The organism is Streptomyces sp. CA-210063, assembly GCF_024612015.1.
Taxonomy (GTDB): Bacteria; Actinomycetota; Actinomycetes; order Streptomycetales; family Streptomycetaceae; genus Streptomyces.
On the sequence record NZ_CP102512.1, the window covers coordinates 4,054,429 to 4,071,152 of the forward strand.

A 16,724-nucleotide genomic window follows, 5' to 3' on the forward strand; every position below is an offset into this window, starting at 1 on the left:
AAGTCATGGGGTCTGATACGGGGGTCCTGGGGCCGGAGGCCTTCATCACGAAGGCCTCCGAACTCCCGTCAGACCTCTTCGACGCTGCTCGGCTCACGCCGGGACAGGTCGATGCCAAGCTCCTCCGCAGCGCGGAAGACGTCCTCGTCGGTGTCGCGCATCTCGATGGACATGCCGTCCGAGGACAGCACCTCCACGTTGAGGCACAGGGACTGCATCTCCTTGATGAGCACCTTGAAGGACTCGGGGATGCCGGGCTCGGGAATGTTCTCGCCCTTGACGATGGCCTCGTAGACCTTCACGCGGCCGGTGACGTCGTCGGACTTGATGGTCAGCAGCTCCTGGAGGGCGTACGCGGCGCCATAAGCCTCCAGCGCCCACACCTCCATCTCACCGAAGCGCTGGCCACCGAACTGGGCCTTACCACCCAGCGGCTGCTGGGTGATCATCGAGTACGGACCGGTCGACCGGGCGTGCAGCTTGTCGTCGACCAGGTGGTGGAGCTTCAGGATGTACATGTAGCCGACCGAGATCGGCTCCGGGAAGGGCTCACCCGAGCGGCCGTCGAACAGCGGGGCCTTGCCGGACGGAAGCACCATGCGCTCGCCGTCGCGGTTCGGGATGGTGTGCTGCAGCAGACCGGTCAGCTCGTCCTCGCGGGCACCGTCGAAGACCGGGGTCGCGACGTTGGTGCCGGGAGCGACGGCGTCGGCGCCGATGACCTGCAGCCGCTGCGCCCATTCCTCGCCGAGGCCGGAGACGTCCCAGCCGCGGCTGGCGAGCCAGCCGAGGTGGATCTCCAGGACCTGTCCCGGGTTCATTCGGGACGGCACACCGAGCGGGTTGAGGATGATGTCGACCGGAGTCCCGTCCTCGAGGAACGGCATGTCCTCGATGGGAAGGATCTTCGAGATGACACCCTTGTTGCCGTGACGGCCGGCCAGCTTGTCACCGTCGGTGATCTTGCGCTTCTGCGCAACATACACACGGACCAGCTGGTTGACGCCGGGCGGCAGCTCGTCGCCCTCCTCGCGGTCGAAGACGCGGACGCCGATGACCTTGCCGATCTCGCCGTGCGGCACCTTCAGCGAGGTGTCACGGACCTCACGGGCCTTCTCACCGAAGATCGCGCGGAGCAGGCGCTCCTCCGGCGTCAGCTCGGTCTCACCCTTCGGCGTGACCTTGCCGACGAGGATGTCACCGGCGACGACCTCGGCACCGATACGGATGATGCCGCGCTCGTCGAGGTCGGCGAGGACCTCCTCGGAGACGTTCGGGATGTCCCGGGTGATCTCCTCGGGGCCGAGCTTGGTGTCACGGGCGTCGACCTCGTGCTCCTCGATGTGGATCGAGGAGAGGACGTCGTCCTGTACGAGGCGCTGCGACAGGATGATCGCGTCCTCGTAGTTGTGACCCTCCCACGGCATGAACGCCACGAGCAGGTTCTTGCCCAGCGCCATCTCGCCGTTCTCGGTGGCCGGACCGTCGGCCAGGACCTGGCCCTCGATGATCCGGTCGCCCTCGTTGACGATGACCTTCTGGTTGACCGAGGTGCCCTGGTTGGAGCGGGCGAACTTGGCCAGGCGGTACGTGATGTACGTGCCGTCGTCGTTGGCGGTGGTGATGTAGTCCGCGGAGACCTCCTGGACCACACCCGCCTTCTCTGCCTTGACCACGTCGCCGGCGTCGACGGCGGAGCGGTACTCCATGCCGGTGCCGACGAGCGGGGACTCGGACTTGATCAGTGGCACGGCCTGACGCATCATGTTCGCGCCCATGAGGGCACGGTTGGCGTCGTCGTGCTCGAGGAACGGGATCATGGCGGTCGCGACCGACACCATCTGGCGCGGCGAGACGTCCATGTAGTCCACGTCGTCACCGGCGACGTAGTCGACCTCGCCACCACGGCGGCGGACCAGGACACGGTTCTCGGCGAACCGCATTCCCTCGTCGAGGGTGGCGTTGGCCTGCGCGATGACGAATCGGTCTTCTTCGTCGGCCGTCAGGTAGTCGACCTCGTCGGTGACGACACCGTCGGTGACCCGGCGGTACGGCGTCTCCACGAAACCGAACGCGTTGACGCGGCCGTAGGAGGCGAGCGAACCGATCAGACCGATGTTCGGGCCTTCGGGCGTCTCGATCGGGCACATACGGCCGTAGTGGGACGGGTGCACGTCACGGACCTCGAAGCCGGCCCGCTCACGGGAGAGACCACCCGGACCAAGAGCCGACAGACGGCGCTTGTGGGTGAGACCCGACAGCGGGTTGTTCTGGTCCATGAACTGCGACAGCTGGCTGGTGCCGAAGAACTCCTTGATGGAGGCGACGACCGGCCGGATGTTGATCAGGGTCTGCGGCGTGATCGCCTCGACGTCCTGAGTCGTCATCCGCTCGCGGACGACACGCTCCATACGCGCCAGACCCGTACGGACCTGGTTCTGGATGAGCTCGCCGACGCTGCGCAGACGACGGTTGCCGAAGTGGTCGATGTCGTCGGTCTCGACGACGATCGTCTGGCCGTTGTCGGCGGCCGTCTCGGTCTCGCCCGCGTGCAGCTTCACCAGGTACTTGATCGTCGAGATGACGTCCTCGACGGTCAGGACGCCCGCGTCGAGCGGAGCCTCCGCACCCAGCTTCTTGTTGACCTTGTAGCGGCCGACCTTCGCGAGGTCGTAGCGCTTGGGGTTGAAGTACAGGTTCTCGAGGAGCGTCTGCGCGGCCTCACGCGTGGGGGGCTCGCCCGGACGCAGCTTGCGGTAGATGTCGAGCAGCGCGTCGTCCTGGCCCTGGGTGTGGTCCTTCTCCAGGGTGGCGCGCATGGACTCGTACTCGCCGAACTCCTCCAGGATCTGCTCGGTGGTCCAGCCGAGTGCCTTGAGGAGGACGGTCACGGACTGCTTGCGCTTGCGGTCGATACGCACACCGACCATGTCGCGCTTGTCGATCTCCATCTCCAGCCAGGCACCCCGGGACGGGATGATCTTGGCGGAGAAGATGTCCTTGTCGGACGTCTTGTCGATGGAGGAGTCGAAGTAGACACCCGGCGAGCGCACCAGCTGCGACACCACGACACGCTCGGTGCCGTTGATCACGAAGGTGCCCTTGTGGGTCATGAGCGGGAAGTCGCCCATGAAGACCGTCTGGGACTTGATCTCACCGGTCTCGTTGTTGGTGAACTCGGCCGTGACGAAGAGCGGAGCCGCGTACGTGAAGTCGCGGTCCTTGCACTCGTCGATGCTGTTCTTCGGCGGCTCGAAGCGGTGGTCACGGAAGGTCAGCGACATCGACCCGGAGAAGTCCTCGATCGGGGAGATCTCCTCGAAGATCTCCTCCAGACCGGACTTGGTGGGGACGTCCTGTCCGTTCTCCAGAGCCTCCTCGACCCGACTCTGCCAGGCGGTGTTGCCGAGCAGCCAGTCGAAGCTCTCGGTCTGCAGCGCGAGCAGGTTGGGAACCTCGAGAGGCTCCTTGATCTTTGCAAAAGAGATGCGCAGCGGGGCGGTGCTGGCAGCGGGGTTCGTATTCGCGGTCGAGGCGTTGCGCGAGGCGGCCAAGAGGGGGTCCTTCCGAGGGCTCGGACTCACTACGCGCGTACCGGCCCCTCTCCTGCGCAAAGAGAGCAGGCTGTTCCTGAACTGACTGAAAAGCCAGGTCAGGAATGGTCTGTTCGTCGATGCTCAAGCGAGGGCATGCCCCTGGTGACGGGCAGGGGACAGCTAACAGGCAGCGCAAAGGGTCAGTGTAGCCAATTGGCACACTGATGTCCAGTGCGGGTTTCCTGAGACCCTCGTTGTTCTCGACACCTGCGCAAGCCCACGCCCTCAATGCACGTTGATACTGCCCTCTTCGTCGTCGATCCATGCCTCGGAGTTCGGATCGGTGTCACGACGCGTCCTGAGAATTGCGCGCTGCGTGCGGTTCGTCAAGGCCCCTCATGCCCGATCCCGGTACCGCGATCGTCACTCGCGGCTCGTCACCTGGGGCTTCGGAGGCACGACGAAGATCACCATACTCGTCGCCACCCACAGTGCAAGGCAGCCGTCACTCGACGTCCCGGAACGCCGAAGGGCGACCACCCAGTTGGGTGATCGCCCTTCAGTACGTTCGCGTTACAGCCTCGAACGAGTTTTTGACACTCGTCTCAGAACTGTCTCGCAGGGATCCTCTCGGATCCAGGAGAGCTGGCGGACCAGCGAGGCCTTACTTGACCTCGACGGAGGCGCCGGCGGCCTTGAGGGACTCGGCAGCCTTCTCGGCGGCCTCCTTGGCGACCTTCTCGACGACGGGCTTCGGGGCGCCGTCCACGAGGTCCTTGGCCTCCTTCAGGCCCAGGGAGGTCAGCTCACGCACGACCTTGATGACCTGGATCTTCTTGTCGCCGGCACCCGTGAGGATGACGTCGAACTCGTCCTGCTCGGCCTCGGCCTCGGCCGGGGCGCCAGTGGCGGCCGGGCCGGCAACGGCGACGGCCGCGGCGGCGGTGACGTCGAACTTCTCCTCGAAGGCCTTCACGAACTCGGAGAGCTCGATGAGGGTCATCTCCTCGAACTGCGCGAGCAGGTCTTCCTGGCTGAGCTTCGCCATGGTGGGCGATCCTTCCACTAATTCGGCTGGTGCCGGTAGGTACATGTCTGGCGGGCGTACGTTCGGCCCGCTACGACCGCTGCCTCAGGCGGCGGTCATTTCGCGAGCCGAGTTACTCGGCACCGCCCTGCTCGTCCTGCTTGGCGCGAAGAGCGTCCACGGTGCGGACGAGCTTCGACGGAAGCGCCTGGAAGAGCTGAGCAGTCTGGGACTGCTTGCCCTTGAAGGCACCCGCCAGCTTGGAGAGCAGAACCTCGCGGGACTCGAGGTCCGCAAGCTTCTTGATCTCGTCGGCGGACAGCGCCTTGCCGTCAAGGACACCGCCCTTGATGACGAGGTTCGGGTTGTCCTTGGCGAAGTCACGAAGACCCTTCGCCGACTCCACCGGGTCACCGGTGACGAAGGCGACTGCCGTCGGACCGTTGAACAGGTCGTCGAGCGTCGAGATCCCGGCCTCGTTGGCCGCAATCTTGGTCAGCGTGTTCTTCACCACGGCGTACTGGGCGTTCTCACCGAGCGAACGACGCAGCGTCTTGAGCTGCGCCACGGTGAGACCCCGGTACTCGGTCAGCACGGCGGCGTTCGAGCTACGGAACTGCTCCGCGAGCTCGGCCACCGCGGCAGCCTTGTCGGGCCTTGCCATAGAGCGTCGGCCTCCTTCCGGGTGATGAGGACCGCTCAGAAGGGGCTGGGCAAAACGAAACGCCCCGGCGCAGGCGCTCGGGGCGTGGCTCAACCGGACGAATTCCGTACGATCACGGAACCGGACCAGGAGCAACTTCCACAATCACCTGCGCGGGTCGTCCGCAGTTCAGCGGATCCTTCGGCCACCGCGCCCTCTCATGAGCACACGGCAACGACCAGCGGTCTTTGGCTTCTCCGGAAGAGTACGGGACCGAATCCCTGTCAAGCAAATCCGCTCCTCCGCCACGGCTGTCGCCCGGTTTCAGCTCGTCGGCAGACGGCTCATGAGGTCCTTGTAGTCGACGGTCTCACCGGCCGGCGGCTCCTCCGCCCTGACGTCGATTCCGTAGTCGCTGTAGTACACCGTGGAGTTCAGCTCACCGTTCGCGGTGTCGCCCTTCTCGACCTTCTTGACCAGCAGGTGGTCGTCGTTGATCCAGAGGTCGATGTCCGCGGTGGTGATACCGGACGCCTTCAGCTGTTCCTCCAGCTCGGCCCGCATCTCCTCGCCGAGGTTCGCGTTCCGCTCCTGGACGTCGGCGACGTTCACCGTGCCCGCGTAGTGCGTGGTCCTCTCGCCGCGCACGTCCTCCTCGCCGACCTTCTCCACGTCACCGGAGGCCAGCAGGAGCCGCACGGACTGGTTGGGCGTGACACTCTGGAAGTGCTCCCGCACATACGCGCCCGAGGCCCCGCCGATCATCTCGTCCATGTCCTCGTACGCGTACCTGATCCACCGCTTGCCGCCGTACTGCCCGGCGAACAGGGCGCCCATGTCCGCGTAGTAGGCGTCGGGCAGATAGCGTGCCTCCGTCGAGGTGATGCCCAGCTGCCCCATCTGGTCGGCCGCCTGGCCACCGGTGTAGGTGATGGTCATGGTGCCGCTGAGGCCGTCCGCCCAGTCGACCTCGCCGTCCGCCTTGAGGGACATCAGGTCGCCCATGTCCCCCGTGGACTCGATCTTCGCCGAGTCGGCGTCGCCGGTGGACTTCTCCGCGAGCCTCAGCGCCGCGAACGGATCGCCTCCGCCCGAGTCCGACGCACCGCAGGCCGCCACCCCCGTCAGCGCGGCCACCGCCGTGAACGCCAGGACCGTACGGCTACACCTGGTCGTGCTGGTCATCCGTCCCCACCCCCAGGGAGATTGCCGTGCTCCGCACACCAGAGCAGCACACTCACACGCGTATGCCCACCCGTATGCCAAAAGGCCCGTATGCCGAAAAGGGACGAGCCCCGCACCTCGAAAGGTTGCGGGGCTCGTCCTCGGGCTGTGCGTCCGCGACGCGGCTGCCGGTGAGCGTCAGGCTCAGACAGCGGCCGGGTCCTCCTCGACGAGGAGGTTGCGGGTGCGGTTCGAGTCGATCGGAATGCCGGGGCCGATCGTGGTGCTGATCGCGGCCTTCTTGATGTAGCGACCCTTCGCGGCCGACGGCTTCAGACGGAGGATCTCGTCCAGGGCCGCGGCGTAGTTCTCCACCAGCTTGGTGTCGTCGAACGACGTCTTGCCGATGATGAAGTGCAGGTTCGAGTGCTTGTCGACGCGGAACTCGATCTTGCCGCCCTTGATGTCGTTGACGGCCTTCACGACGTCCGGGGTCACGGTGCCGGTCTTGGGGTTCGGCATGAGACCACGGGGACCGAGCACGCGGCCGAGGCGGCCGACCTTGCCCATGAGGTCCGGGGTGGCGACGACGGCGTCGAAGTCCAGACGGCCCTTCGCCACCTCGTCGATCAGTTCGTCGGAGCCGACGATGTCGGCTCCGGCGGCGGTCGCGGCCTCGGCACGGTCACCGGTCGCGAAGACCAGGACCCGGGCGGTCTTACCGGTGCCGTGCGGGAGGTTCACGGTGCCACGGACCATCTGGTCGGCCTTGCGCGGGTCGACACCCAGACGGAAGGCGACCTCGACGGTGCCGTCGAACTTGGACGTGGAGGTCTCCTTGGCGAGACGGACGGCCTCGAGCGGGGCGTACTGCTTGTCCCGGTCGATCTTGGCGTCCGCAGCGCGGAGAGCCTTGCTGCGCTTGCTCACAACTGCTCCTGTGTGTTCTGAAAGGAGTCGTGGTACGGGCCGAGCAGGCCCTGCCACGTGCGACCGCTGCTCGTACGGCGGCCGCATGGTTCTACGAATGCGGTGGTCAGCCCTCGACCGTGACGCCCATGGAACGCGCGGTACCGGCGATGATCTTCGCGGCGGCGTCCAGGTCGTTGGCGTTGAGGTCGGGCAGCTTCGTCGTGGCGATCTCGCGGACCTGCGCCTCGGTGATCTTGGCGACCTTGGTCTTGTGCGGCTCGCCGGAGCCCTTCTCGATACCCGCGGCCTTGAGGATCATCTTGGCGGCCGGGGGCGTCTTGGTGACGAAGGTGAAGGAGCGGTCCTCGTAGACCGTGATCTCCACCGGGATGACCCAACCGCGCTGCGACTCGGTCGCGGCGTTGTAGGCCTTGCAGAACTCCATGATGTTGACGCCGTGCTGACCCAGCGCGGGGCCGACCGGCGGAGCCGGGTTGGCCGCGCCGGCCTGGATCTGGAGCTTGATGAGCCCCGTGACCTTCTTCTTCTTGGGAGGCATAGCTCTCCGGGTCCTTTCGATTCGAGTGCGCCCCCACCCAGGTCGCGTCCCGGATGAAGGCATACCGCACAACGATAACGGGTATAGATGCGCGGCCAAAAACCGAGCAGGTCAGACAAGCTGTGAGAGCTTGCCTGACCTGGTCGGAAGCGTACGGTCCGAAGAAACTCAGTTCTTCTGGATCTGGTCGAACGACAGCTCGACCGGCGTCTCGCGGCCGAAGATCTCGACGAGGCCCTTGACCTTCTTGGAGTCGGCGTTGATCTCGTTGATCGTGGCCTGCAGCGTGGCGAACGGGCCGTCGGTGACGGTGACCGAGTCGCCCACCTCGAAGTCCAGCACCTGGACCTCGACCTTGCGCTGCGGAGCCGGCTTGCCCTCGGCCTCGGCCGCCTCGCGGGCCGCCTTCTCCTCGGCCTCCGGCGCGAGCATCTTCACGATCTCGTCCAGGGTCAGCGGGTACGGGTCGTAGGCGTTGCCCACGAAGCCGGTGACGCCGGGGGTGTTGCGGACGACGCCCCAGGACTCGTTCGTCAGGTCCATGCGCACCAGCACGTAGCCGGGGAGCTTGTTCTGGCGGATGGTCTTGCGCTCGCCGTTCTTGATCTGCGCGACCTCTTCCTGCGGCACCTCGGCCTGGAAGATGAAGTCCTCGACGTTCAGCGAGACGGCACGCTGTTCGAGGTTGGTCTTCACGCGGTTCTCGTAACCGGCGTACGTGTGGATGACGTACCACTCGCCGGGCAGGCTCCGCAGTTCCTCACGCAGGGCCTCGACGGGGTCGACCGGCTCGGTCTCCTCCTCGACGGCCTCTTCGGCTGCGTCCTCTTCGTCCGCGACGTCTTCGTCCGCGACGTCTTCATCGGCGACGTCTTCATCGGCGACGTCTTCATCGGCGACGTCTTCATCGGCGACGTCTTCGTCCTCGACGTGCACGGCCGCTTCCTCGGCCGACTCCCCCGCCTCGGCCTCGGCAGCCTCGAACTCGTCGACCTCGTCCGCTCCCTCGACGATGTCGAGCTCATCATCCACGGACTTGTCCGGCTCGATGGCGTCGTTCAGGTTCGGGTCAGACACGTGGCTGCTTCTTCCTGGATACATGGGGGTGGAACACGCGAAAGGGGCGCCAGGTTACGGCGCCCTTCGCTTTCGGCTCAGCCGAAGACGTACTTGGCGGCCTTGTCTAGTCCGAAGTCAATCACAGTAACAAGACCGATCATGATCACGACGAAGACGATGACCACCGTGGTGTAGGTCGTCAGCTGGGAGCGGGTCGGCCAGACGACCTTCCGTAGCTCCGCGACGATCTGGCGGTAGAAGAGCGCGAGGCGCTTCAGCGGGCCCTTCTTGGCGCGCTTGCCGCCCTTGCGGGTCTTCTTCTTGTCCTCGGGCACCTCGTCCTGGGCATCAGGCGTGTCGATGGAGCCCACGGCGTCCGTCATTCATCCTCACCTGATTCCGGTCCGGGTCGTGGCCGTGCCGCGCCCGGTCTGAGCCGCACGGCGGAACATTGCTGTACGTACATGCGCACACATCCTGGCGTGAGGAGTGTGTAGCAGGGCCGGAGGGACTTGAACCCCCAACCGCTGGTTTTGGAGACCAGTGCTCTACCAATTGAGCTACGACCCTTTGCGTTTCTCCCCCAACGTACCGCATCCGACCGAGTGCTCGGTGTGCACCTGGTGGGCGCGGCCGGTGAAGGCCAACGAGGAGAGAGCATACGTGGTCCGAGGCCTGCCGTCGAACAGAAAGCGTCCGTAGGGGCGTTGCTCGTCGAAGATCGACCGCTCCAGGAACCGGATACGGACGGTTGTTCCGTCGCTGTTCAGTCTGTGAAACCCGCGTGCCCGGCACGTTTCCTGTCTGAAACGATGGGGTCCATGAGCGCTGCAACCCCTCCCACCGAGCGCCGGGTCTCCGCGCGTATCGGCGCGATCTCCGAGTCCGCCACCCTCGCCGTCGACGCCAAGGCCAAGGCCCTGAAGGCCGCCGGGCGGCCGGTGATCGGCTTCGGCGCCGGCGAGCCCGACTTCCCGACCCCGGACTACATCGTCGAGGCCGCGGTCGAGGCCTGCAGGAACCCGAAGTACCACCGCTACACGCCGGCGGGCGGTCTGCCCGAGCTGAAGGCCGCCATCGCCGCGAAGACCCTGCGCGACTCCGGCTACGAGGTCGACCCGTCGCAGGTCCTCGTCACCAACGGCGGCAAGCAGGCCATCTACGAGGCGTTCGCCGCGATCCTCGACCCGGGCGACGAGGTCATCGTCCCGGCGCCGTACTGGACGACGTACCCGGAGTCGATCCGCCTCGCCGGCGGTGTCCCGGTCGAGGTCGTCGCCGACGAGACCACCGGTTACCGGGTCTCCGTCGAGCAGCTGGAGGCGGCCCGCACGGAGAAGACGAAGGTCGTCCTGTTCGTCTCCCCGTCCAACCCGACCGGCGCGGTCTACAGCGCCGAGGACGCCGAGGCGATCGGCCGCTGGGCCGTCGAGCACGGTCTGTGGGTGCTGACGGACGAGATCTACGAGCACCTCGTCTACGGAGACGCGAAGTTCACCTCGCTGCCGGCGATCCTGCCCGAGCTGCGCGACAAGTGCATCGTGGTCAACGGTGTGGCGAAGACGTACGCCATGACCGGCTGGCGGGTGGGCTGGATCATCGGCCCGAAGGACGTCGTCAAGGCCGCGACGAACCTGCAGTCGCACGCCACGTCGAACGTGTCGAACGTCGCCCAGGTCGCCGCCCTCGCCGCCGTCTCCGGCGATCTGACGGCCGTCGCCAAGATGCGCGAGGCTTTCGACCGGCGCCGCAAGACCATCGTGCGGATGCTGAACGAGATCGACGGCGTCCTCTGCCCGGAGCCCGAGGGCGCGTTCTACGCCTACCCGTCGGTGAAGGAACTGCTCGGCAAGGAGATCCGCGGCAAGCGTCCGCAGGACACGGTCGAGCTGGCCGCGCTGATCTTGGAGGAGGCCGAGGTCGCGGTCGTCCCCGGCGAGGCGTTCGGCACCCCCGGCTATCTGCGTCTGTCGTACGCCCTGGGTGACGAGGATCTCGTCGAGGGCGTCTCCCGCGTCCAGAAGCTGCTGGCGGAGGCGACGGACTGAGGTCCTGAGCATCCGTACCAGAGCGAGGCACCTCCGAAATTTCGGAGGTGCCTCGACCCATTCATGCGTGCGAGCAAGACCACGTTCGTGGATTCCGCTTCCGGGACGGCGCAGACGTACGGCAGGATCCTTGAATGGAGCGCGTACGTGATCTCTCTGAACTGCCGAAGGCCCATCTGCATCTGCACTTCACCGGGTCGATGCGGCCCACGACCGTGCTGGAACTGGCCGACAAGCACGGGGTGCGGCTGCCCGAAGCGCTGACGGAGGCGCTGACCAGCGGGGAGCCGCCGAAGCTGCGGGCGACGGACGAGCGAGGGTGGTTCCGGTTCCAGCGGCTGTACGACGCGGCGCGCTCGTGTCTGCGGGAGCCCGAGGACATCCAGCGGCTGGTGCGGGAGGCCGCCGAGGAGGATGTGAAGGACGGCTCGGGCTGGCTGGAGATCCAGGTGGACCCGACGTCGTACGCGCCCCGGCTGGGCGGGCTGATCCCGGCGCTGGAGGTCATCCTGGACGCGGTCGACACGACCGCGCGGGAGACCGGCCTCGGGATGCGGGTGCTGGTGGCCGCGAACCGGATGAAGCACCCGCTGGACGCGCGCACGCTGGCCCGGCTGGCGGTGCGGTACGCGGACCGGGGCGTGGTCGGCTTCGGGCTGTCCAACGACGAACGCCGGGGCATGGCGAGAGACTTCGACCGGGCCTTCGCGATCGCGCGCGAGGGGGGCCTGCTGTCGGCGCCGCACGGCGGTGAGCTGACCGGCGCGTCGTCGGTGCGTGACTGCCTGGACGACCTGCACGCTTCACGGATCGGGCACGGGGTGCGCGCGGCGGAGGACCCACGTCTGCTGAAGCGGCTCGCGGACCGGGGGATCACCTGTGAGGTCTGCCCGGCCTCGAACGTGGCCCTCGGTGTCTACGAGAAGCCCCAGGACGTCCCCCTGAGGACTCTGTTCGAGGCCGGTGTGCCGATGGCTCTCGGTGCCGACGACCCGCTGCTCTTCGGCTCCCGGCTGGCGGCCCAGTACGAGATCGCCCGCCACCACCATGGCTTCACGGACCAGGAGCTGGCGGAGCTGGCCCGGCAGTCGATCCGGGCGTCGGCGGCGCCGGAGAAGGAGCGGGCGAAGCTGCTGTCCGGGGTGGACGACTGGCTCGCCCGGCCGGCCGGTTAGGGCGCCCTAGAGGCTGACGCCGACCGTCACCGGCTCGTTGACCAGGGTGATGCCGAAGGCGTCGCGGACTCCGGTCACGACCTCGCGGGCCAGCGTGAGCAGGTCCTCGGTGGTGGCCGCGCCCCGGTTGGTGAGGGCCAGGGTGTGCTTGGTGGAGATACGGGCGGGGCCGGTGCCGTACCCCTTGGTGAAGCCGGCCTTGTCGATCAACCAGGCCGCGGAGGTCTTGGTGTGGCCGTCGCCCGCGGCGTAGGCGGGCGGGGTGATGTCGTCCCCGAGCCGCTCGCGCACGCGCGCGTGGAACGCGGCGAACTCCTCGTCCGTGAGGATCGGGTTCGTGAAGAACGATCCGGCGGACCAGGTGTCGTGGTCCTCGGGGTCGAGCACCATGCCCTTCCCGGCCCGCAGCTTCAGCACGGTCTCGCGGGCCGCGTCGAGGGGCACTCGGTCACCGGGCTCGACGCCCAGCGCACGGGCCGTCTCGGCGTACTTGATCGGCCCCGACAGCCCGTCCGCGTCCTCCAGTTCGAACCGGACGCGCAGGACGACGTACCGCTCGGGCTCGTTCTTGAAGCGGCTGTGCCGGTACGAGAAGGCGCACTCGGCGTTCGGCACGGTGACCGTCTCGTGGGTGAGGCGGTCGTAGGCGACGACCTCGGTGATCGTGGTGGCCACCTCCTGCCCGTACGCCCCGACGTTCTGGATCGGCGTCGCGCCCGCGGAGCCCGGGATGCCGGCCAGGCACTCGATCCCCGCGAGCCCGGCCTCGACGGTCCGGGCGACCGCGTCGGTCCACACCTCACCGGCGGCCAGCTCCAGCCGCGTCCCGTCGAGCGCGAAGCCCTTCGTCCCGATGACCAGCGCGGTCCCGGCGAAGCCCTTGTCGCCGATGACGAGATTGGACCCGCCCCCGATGAGCAGGAGCGGCGTACCGGCGTCGTCGGCCTCACGGACGGCGGCGATCACCTCGTCGTCGGTCGTCGCGGTGATCAGCCGGTGCGCGGGCCCGCCCAGCCGGAAGGTGGTCAGCGGGGCGAGGGGGGCGTCGTGGAGTTCCTGCACGGGCTCAAGAGTACGAGACGTGATGGGCGAGGCCCCGCGCCCCTCAGGGGTGCGGGGAACTGCGCGACAAGCCCCCACCGGCCCGCAGCCGGACAACGACCGCACGGTCCCGCTGCTCAGTGGACCCCGCTGCTCTCAAGCAAGGGTTCCACCTCAGCTTCGGCCTTACGGTCGACCGCCGCGCGCCTCCGCGTCGGCATGGCCAGCGCCGCGACCCCCGCCAGCGCCACCACCCCCGCCCCCACGACCAGCGCCGGACGCAGCCCGTCCACGAACGTCTGCGCGGTCTCGTACCCGCCCTGCGCCGAGAAGATCGAGCCCATCACGGCGATACCGAGAGCCCCACCGACCTCACGCAGGGCGTTGTTCGCACCGGAGGCGATCCCCTGCTCGGCGGGCCGCACGCTGGACATGACCAGGTTGGACGCGGGGGCGAAGAACAGGGCCATACCGATTCCACTGATGATCAGACCGGGCAGCTGGGCGGCGTAGGAGACATCGGCGGTGACCACGGACGCCAGGTAGCCGAGCCCGGCGGCCTGGAAGAAGAGCCCGGTGGCGACGACCGGTCGGCCGCCGATCCGGTCGGAGAGGATGCCGGCGATCGGCGCGACGAGCATCGGCATCCCGGTCCAGGGCAGCATCCGCAGCCCCGCCTCGGTGGGCGAGTAGCCGAGGACGCCCTGCATGTACTGGCTGAGCAGGAAGATCGAGCCGAACATCCCGAGGAACATCAGCATGCTGGCCGCGTTGATCCCGGCGAAGGCGCGGGAGCGGAACAGGCGCATGGGCAGCATGGGGTTCGCGGCCCGGATGCCGTGCAGCACGAAGCCGGCCAGCAGCGCGGTGCCGGCGAACAGGCCGAGGAGGACGAGTCCGCCGGTCCAGCCGTCGGCGGGCCCGCGGACCAGTCCGTAGACGATGCCGAAGAGGCCGCCGCTGGCCAGCAGGGTGCCGGTGATGTCGAGCGGGGCGCCGGTGCCGTAGGACTCCTTGAGGCGGAGCCGGGCGAGCGGGAGCAGGGCGAGGCCCAGCGGCACGTTCAGCCAGAAGATCCACTGCCAGGAGATGTGCTCGGTGAGGCTGCCGCCGATGAACGGGCCGGAGGCGACGGCGAGCCCGTTGACGGCGCCCCAGATGCCGTACGCCATTCCGCGCCTGGCCGCCGGGATCGCGGCCGTGAGCAGGGTGAGTGTCAACGGCATCATGATCGCGGCGCCGACGCCCTGGACCGCGCGGGCGGCGATCAGCGAGTCGATACCGGGGGCGAGAGCCGCCCCGGCGGAGGCGGCGGTGAAGACGGTGAGGCCGACGCCGAAGAGCCGTCGTCGCCCGAACCGGTCACCCAGTGCCGCGCCGAACATCAGCAGCACGGCGAAGGTGAGCGTGTACGCGCTCACCGTCCACTCCAGGTCGTGCAGCCCGCCCCCGAGGTCCTCGCGGATGGAGGGCAGGGCGGTGGTGACGACAAGGTTGTCCAGGGACGCCATGAATCCGGCGACGCTGGTGATGACGAGGGCCCAGACGGCTCCCCCGCGCTGTATCGGCTCTGCCCGCTGTGCGGTCTCCTGTGACATCGCTCCCCCAGAGAGTGATCACATTGTCGGTTAGTTATTGATGACTAACTTTCGCGCTCATGAAAAGGCGGCCCCGTCCCCTTTTTCCGCCGCCCGCCTACCTCTCCAGCCGGCCCTTGGCCCGCGCCGACGGATAGAGCCCTTCCCAGACCCGGTGCTCGGGCGGGAACCCCATGGCCATCAGGCAGTTGATGAGCATTCCGTACGCCAGGAAGGTCGTCGTCTCGTCGACATCGGCACCGAGGGGCAGATGGACGGTGTCCCACAGCCGCATCCAGCCGGCCCGCACCGCCTCACCGAACTCGTGGTCCCCGGACTGCTCGGCGGCACCCACCGCCACATACATCTGCATCTGCATCATCAGCTGCTCGGGATGCTCGGCGATGACCTTGGTGTACGCGTCCGCCATGGCATGCAGGGCCTCTTCGCCCGACAGCCCCTCGGAGGCCTCCGCGAACGCGCGGATCGTGTCCTCCACACACCGCTCGGCCGCCGCGAGGAAGATCGCCTTCTTGCCCGGGAAGAGCCGGAAGAGATACGGCTGCGAGACACCGACGCGCTTGGCGATCGCGTCGGTCGACGTCCCGTGATAGCCACCGCGGGCGAACTCGCTCGTCGCCGCACGGATGACGCTCTCGCGCCTCTCCTCCGCACTCATCCTGACCATGCGAGAAAGTTAGTACTCAATCACTAACTAGTCAAGAGATGGCCTGCCGACCGGCATACGTAAGGGGCGCCCCGCCTTGGAGAACGCCCCTTACCGCGCTGCGCCGCACTCGTCGCTCGGGCCGTCAGGCCAGTCGTACGACCGCTCGGGACATGCCCAGCACCTTCTGGCCGGCGCTCATCGCCGTCAGGTCCACGCGGACGGTGTTGTCGTCGAGCTTGGCGCCGACCTTGGCGCTGACCGCGATGGTGGCGCCCTGGTCGTCATTGGGGACGACGACGGGCTTGGTGAAGCGGACGCCGTACTCGACGACGGAGCCCGGGTCACCGGTCCAGTCGGTGACGACCCGGATCGCCTCGGCCATGGTGAACATGCCGTGCGCGATGACGTCCGGGAGGCCGACCTCCTTGGCGAACTTCTCGTTCCAGTGGATCGGGTTGAAGTCGCCGGAGGCACCCGCGTACCGGACGAGGGTGGCGCGGGTCACGCCGAAGGTCTGGGCGGGCAGTTCGGTGCCGACCTCGACGTCGTCGTAGGAGATCTTCGCGGTCATCGGATCCTCACGCCTCCTCGGCCGCGCGGGCCACGAGTTTGGTCCAGGCGGTCACGACGTGCTCGCCCGCCTCGTCGTGGACCTCACCACGGATGTCCAGGATGTCGTTGCCCGCCAGGGACTTGATCGCCTCGATGGTCGAGGTGACCGTGAGGCGGTCGCCGGCGCGCACCGGGCGCGCATAGGCGAACTTCTGGTCGCCGTGCACCACACGGCTGTAGTCGAGGCCCAGCTGGGGGTCCTGGACGACCTGTTCCGCCGCTTTGAAGGTGATCGAGAACACGAAGGTCGGCGGGGCGATCACCTCGGAGTAACCGAGCGCCTTGGCGGCGTCCGGGTCCGTGTACGCCGGGTTGGCGTCCCCCACCGCCTCGGCGAATTCGCGGATCTTCTCCCGGCCGACCTCGTAGGGGTCGGTGGGCGGGTAGGAACGCCCCACGAAGGACTGGTCGAGCGCCATGGGCTCGGTACCTCCTGCTCTACTGACCGGTACTGGTCGATGTAACGACGCGAGGCCGCCCCCGATCACTCGGGGACGGCCTCGCGTACGAGCCTGATTTATCGCGTTTCGCGGTGCGCGGTGTGCGCGTTGCAACGCGGGCAGTGCTTCTTCATCTCCAGTCGGTCCGGGTTGTTACGCCGGTTCTTCTTGGTGATGTAGTTCCGCTCCTTGCACTCCACGCAGGCCAGCGTGATCTTCGGGCGGACGTCGGTGGCAGCCACGTGAGTGCTCCTTGACGAA

16 protein-coding genes and 1 tRNA gene are annotated in these 16,724 nt (G+C 67.4%); 2 read left to right on the top strand and 15 right to left on the bottom strand.

Translation table 11 applies throughout. The annotated features are described in order from the left end of the window. Positions 1 to 68 precede the first annotated feature (68 nt). The 9 genes from rpoB to JIX56_RS17395 form a co-directional block, all read right to left on the bottom strand. Entirely contained in the window at positions 69 to 3,554 is a 3,486-nt protein-coding gene (rpoB, locus tag JIX56_RS17355; protein ID WP_257541713.1) for a DNA-directed RNA polymerase subunit beta, read from the bottom strand. A gap of 646 nt (positions 3,555 to 4,200) precedes the next feature. Continuing rightward, the gene (gene rplL, locus JIX56_RS17360; protein WP_257541715.1) at positions 4,201 to 4,584 is read right to left on the bottom strand and encodes a 50S ribosomal protein L7/L12; all 384 of its coding nucleotides are present in this window, start codon (positions 4,582 to 4,584) and stop codon (positions 4,201 to 4,203) included. A gap of 112 nt (positions 4,585 to 4,696) precedes the next feature. After that, complete coding sequence (gene rplJ / locus JIX56_RS17365; RefSeq protein WP_257541717.1) at positions 4,697 to 5,227, bottom strand: 50S ribosomal protein L10; 531 nt, start codon at positions 5,225 to 5,227, stop codon at positions 4,697 to 4,699. Between the two features lie 303 nt (positions 5,228 to 5,530). Continuing rightward, entirely contained in the window at positions 5,531 to 6,391 is an 861-nt protein-coding gene (locus JIX56_RS17370; RefSeq protein ID WP_257541719.1) for a hypothetical protein, read from the bottom strand. A 183-nt stretch (positions 6,392 to 6,574) separates the two neighbouring features. Beyond that, positions 6,575 to 7,300: a 50S ribosomal protein L1 gene (gene rplA, locus JIX56_RS17375; protein WP_257541721.1), complete on the bottom strand. Its 726-nt coding sequence runs from the start codon at positions 7,298 to 7,300 to the stop codon at positions 6,575 to 6,577. A gap of 106 nt (positions 7,301 to 7,406) precedes the next feature. Beyond that, the gene (gene rplK, locus JIX56_RS17380) at positions 7,407 to 7,841 is read right to left on the bottom strand and encodes a 50S ribosomal protein L11 (RefSeq protein ID WP_257541722.1); all 435 of its coding nucleotides are present in this window, start codon (positions 7,839 to 7,841) and stop codon (positions 7,407 to 7,409) included. 168 nt (positions 7,842 to 8,009) lie between these two features. After that, entirely contained in the window at positions 8,010 to 8,918 is a 909-nt protein-coding gene (gene nusG, locus JIX56_RS17385) for a transcription termination/antitermination protein NusG (RefSeq protein WP_257541724.1), read from the bottom strand. Positions 8,919 to 8,995: 77 nt separating this feature from the next. Beyond that, positions 8,996 to 9,283, bottom strand: coding sequence for a preprotein translocase subunit SecE (secE, locus tag JIX56_RS17390; RefSeq protein ID WP_033528314.1), 288 nt, complete (start codon positions 9,281 to 9,283; stop codon positions 8,996 to 8,998). Positions 9,284 to 9,397: 114 nt separating this feature from the next. Continuing rightward, positions 9,398 to 9,470 (bottom strand) — tRNA-Trp (locus tag JIX56_RS17395). A gap of 251 nt (positions 9,471 to 9,721) precedes the next feature. Between JIX56_RS17395 and JIX56_RS17400 the strand changes: the two genes are divergently transcribed. Together JIX56_RS17400 and JIX56_RS17405 are read left to right on the top strand one after the other, a co-directional pair. Then, positions 9,722 to 10,948 carry a pyridoxal phosphate-dependent aminotransferase gene (locus JIX56_RS17400; RefSeq protein ID WP_257541726.1) on the top strand — a complete coding sequence of 409 codons (1,227 nt, stop codon included), beginning with the start codon at positions 9,722 to 9,724 and terminating at the stop codon, positions 10,946 to 10,948. A 134-nt stretch (positions 10,949 to 11,082) separates the two neighbouring features. Continuing rightward, the gene (locus tag JIX56_RS17405; RefSeq protein WP_257541728.1) at positions 11,083 to 12,123 is read left to right on the top strand and encodes an adenosine deaminase; all 1,041 of its coding nucleotides are present in this window, start codon (positions 11,083 to 11,085) and stop codon (positions 12,121 to 12,123) included. A 6-nt stretch (positions 12,124 to 12,129) separates the two neighbouring features. On the opposite strand, the gene JIX56_RS17410 is transcribed toward JIX56_RS17405, so the two are convergent. The 6 genes from JIX56_RS17410 to rpmG form a co-directional block, all read right to left on the bottom strand. Further along, positions 12,130 to 13,185, bottom strand: coding sequence for a UDP-N-acetylmuramate dehydrogenase (locus tag JIX56_RS17410; protein ID WP_257541730.1), 1,056 nt, complete (start codon positions 13,183 to 13,185; stop codon positions 12,130 to 12,132). Positions 13,186 to 13,301: 116 nt separating this feature from the next. After that, positions 13,302 to 14,762 carry an MFS transporter gene (locus JIX56_RS17415; protein WP_257541731.1) on the bottom strand — a complete coding sequence of 487 codons (1,461 nt, stop codon included), beginning with the start codon at positions 14,760 to 14,762 and terminating at the stop codon, positions 13,302 to 13,304. 97 nt (positions 14,763 to 14,859) lie between these two features. Further along, positions 14,860 to 15,429, bottom strand: coding sequence for a TetR/AcrR family transcriptional regulator (locus JIX56_RS17420; protein WP_257541733.1), 570 nt, complete (start codon positions 15,427 to 15,429; stop codon positions 14,860 to 14,862). A 124-nt stretch (positions 15,430 to 15,553) separates the two neighbouring features. After that, positions 15,554 to 15,982, bottom strand: coding sequence for a MaoC family dehydratase (locus tag JIX56_RS17425; RefSeq protein WP_257541735.1), 429 nt, complete (start codon positions 15,980 to 15,982; stop codon positions 15,554 to 15,556). Positions 15,983 to 15,989: 7 nt separating this feature from the next. Beyond that, on the bottom strand, positions 15,990 to 16,442 hold the full coding sequence (locus tag JIX56_RS17430) for a MaoC family dehydratase N-terminal domain-containing protein (RefSeq protein WP_257541737.1): 453 nt from the start codon (positions 16,440 to 16,442) through the stop codon (positions 15,990 to 15,992). A gap of 98 nt (positions 16,443 to 16,540) precedes the next feature. After that, on the bottom strand, positions 16,541 to 16,705 hold the full coding sequence (rpmG, locus tag JIX56_RS17435; protein WP_003948671.1) for a 50S ribosomal protein L33: 165 nt from the start codon (positions 16,703 to 16,705) through the stop codon (positions 16,541 to 16,543). Between the last annotated feature and the right edge of the window lie 19 nt (positions 16,706 to 16,724).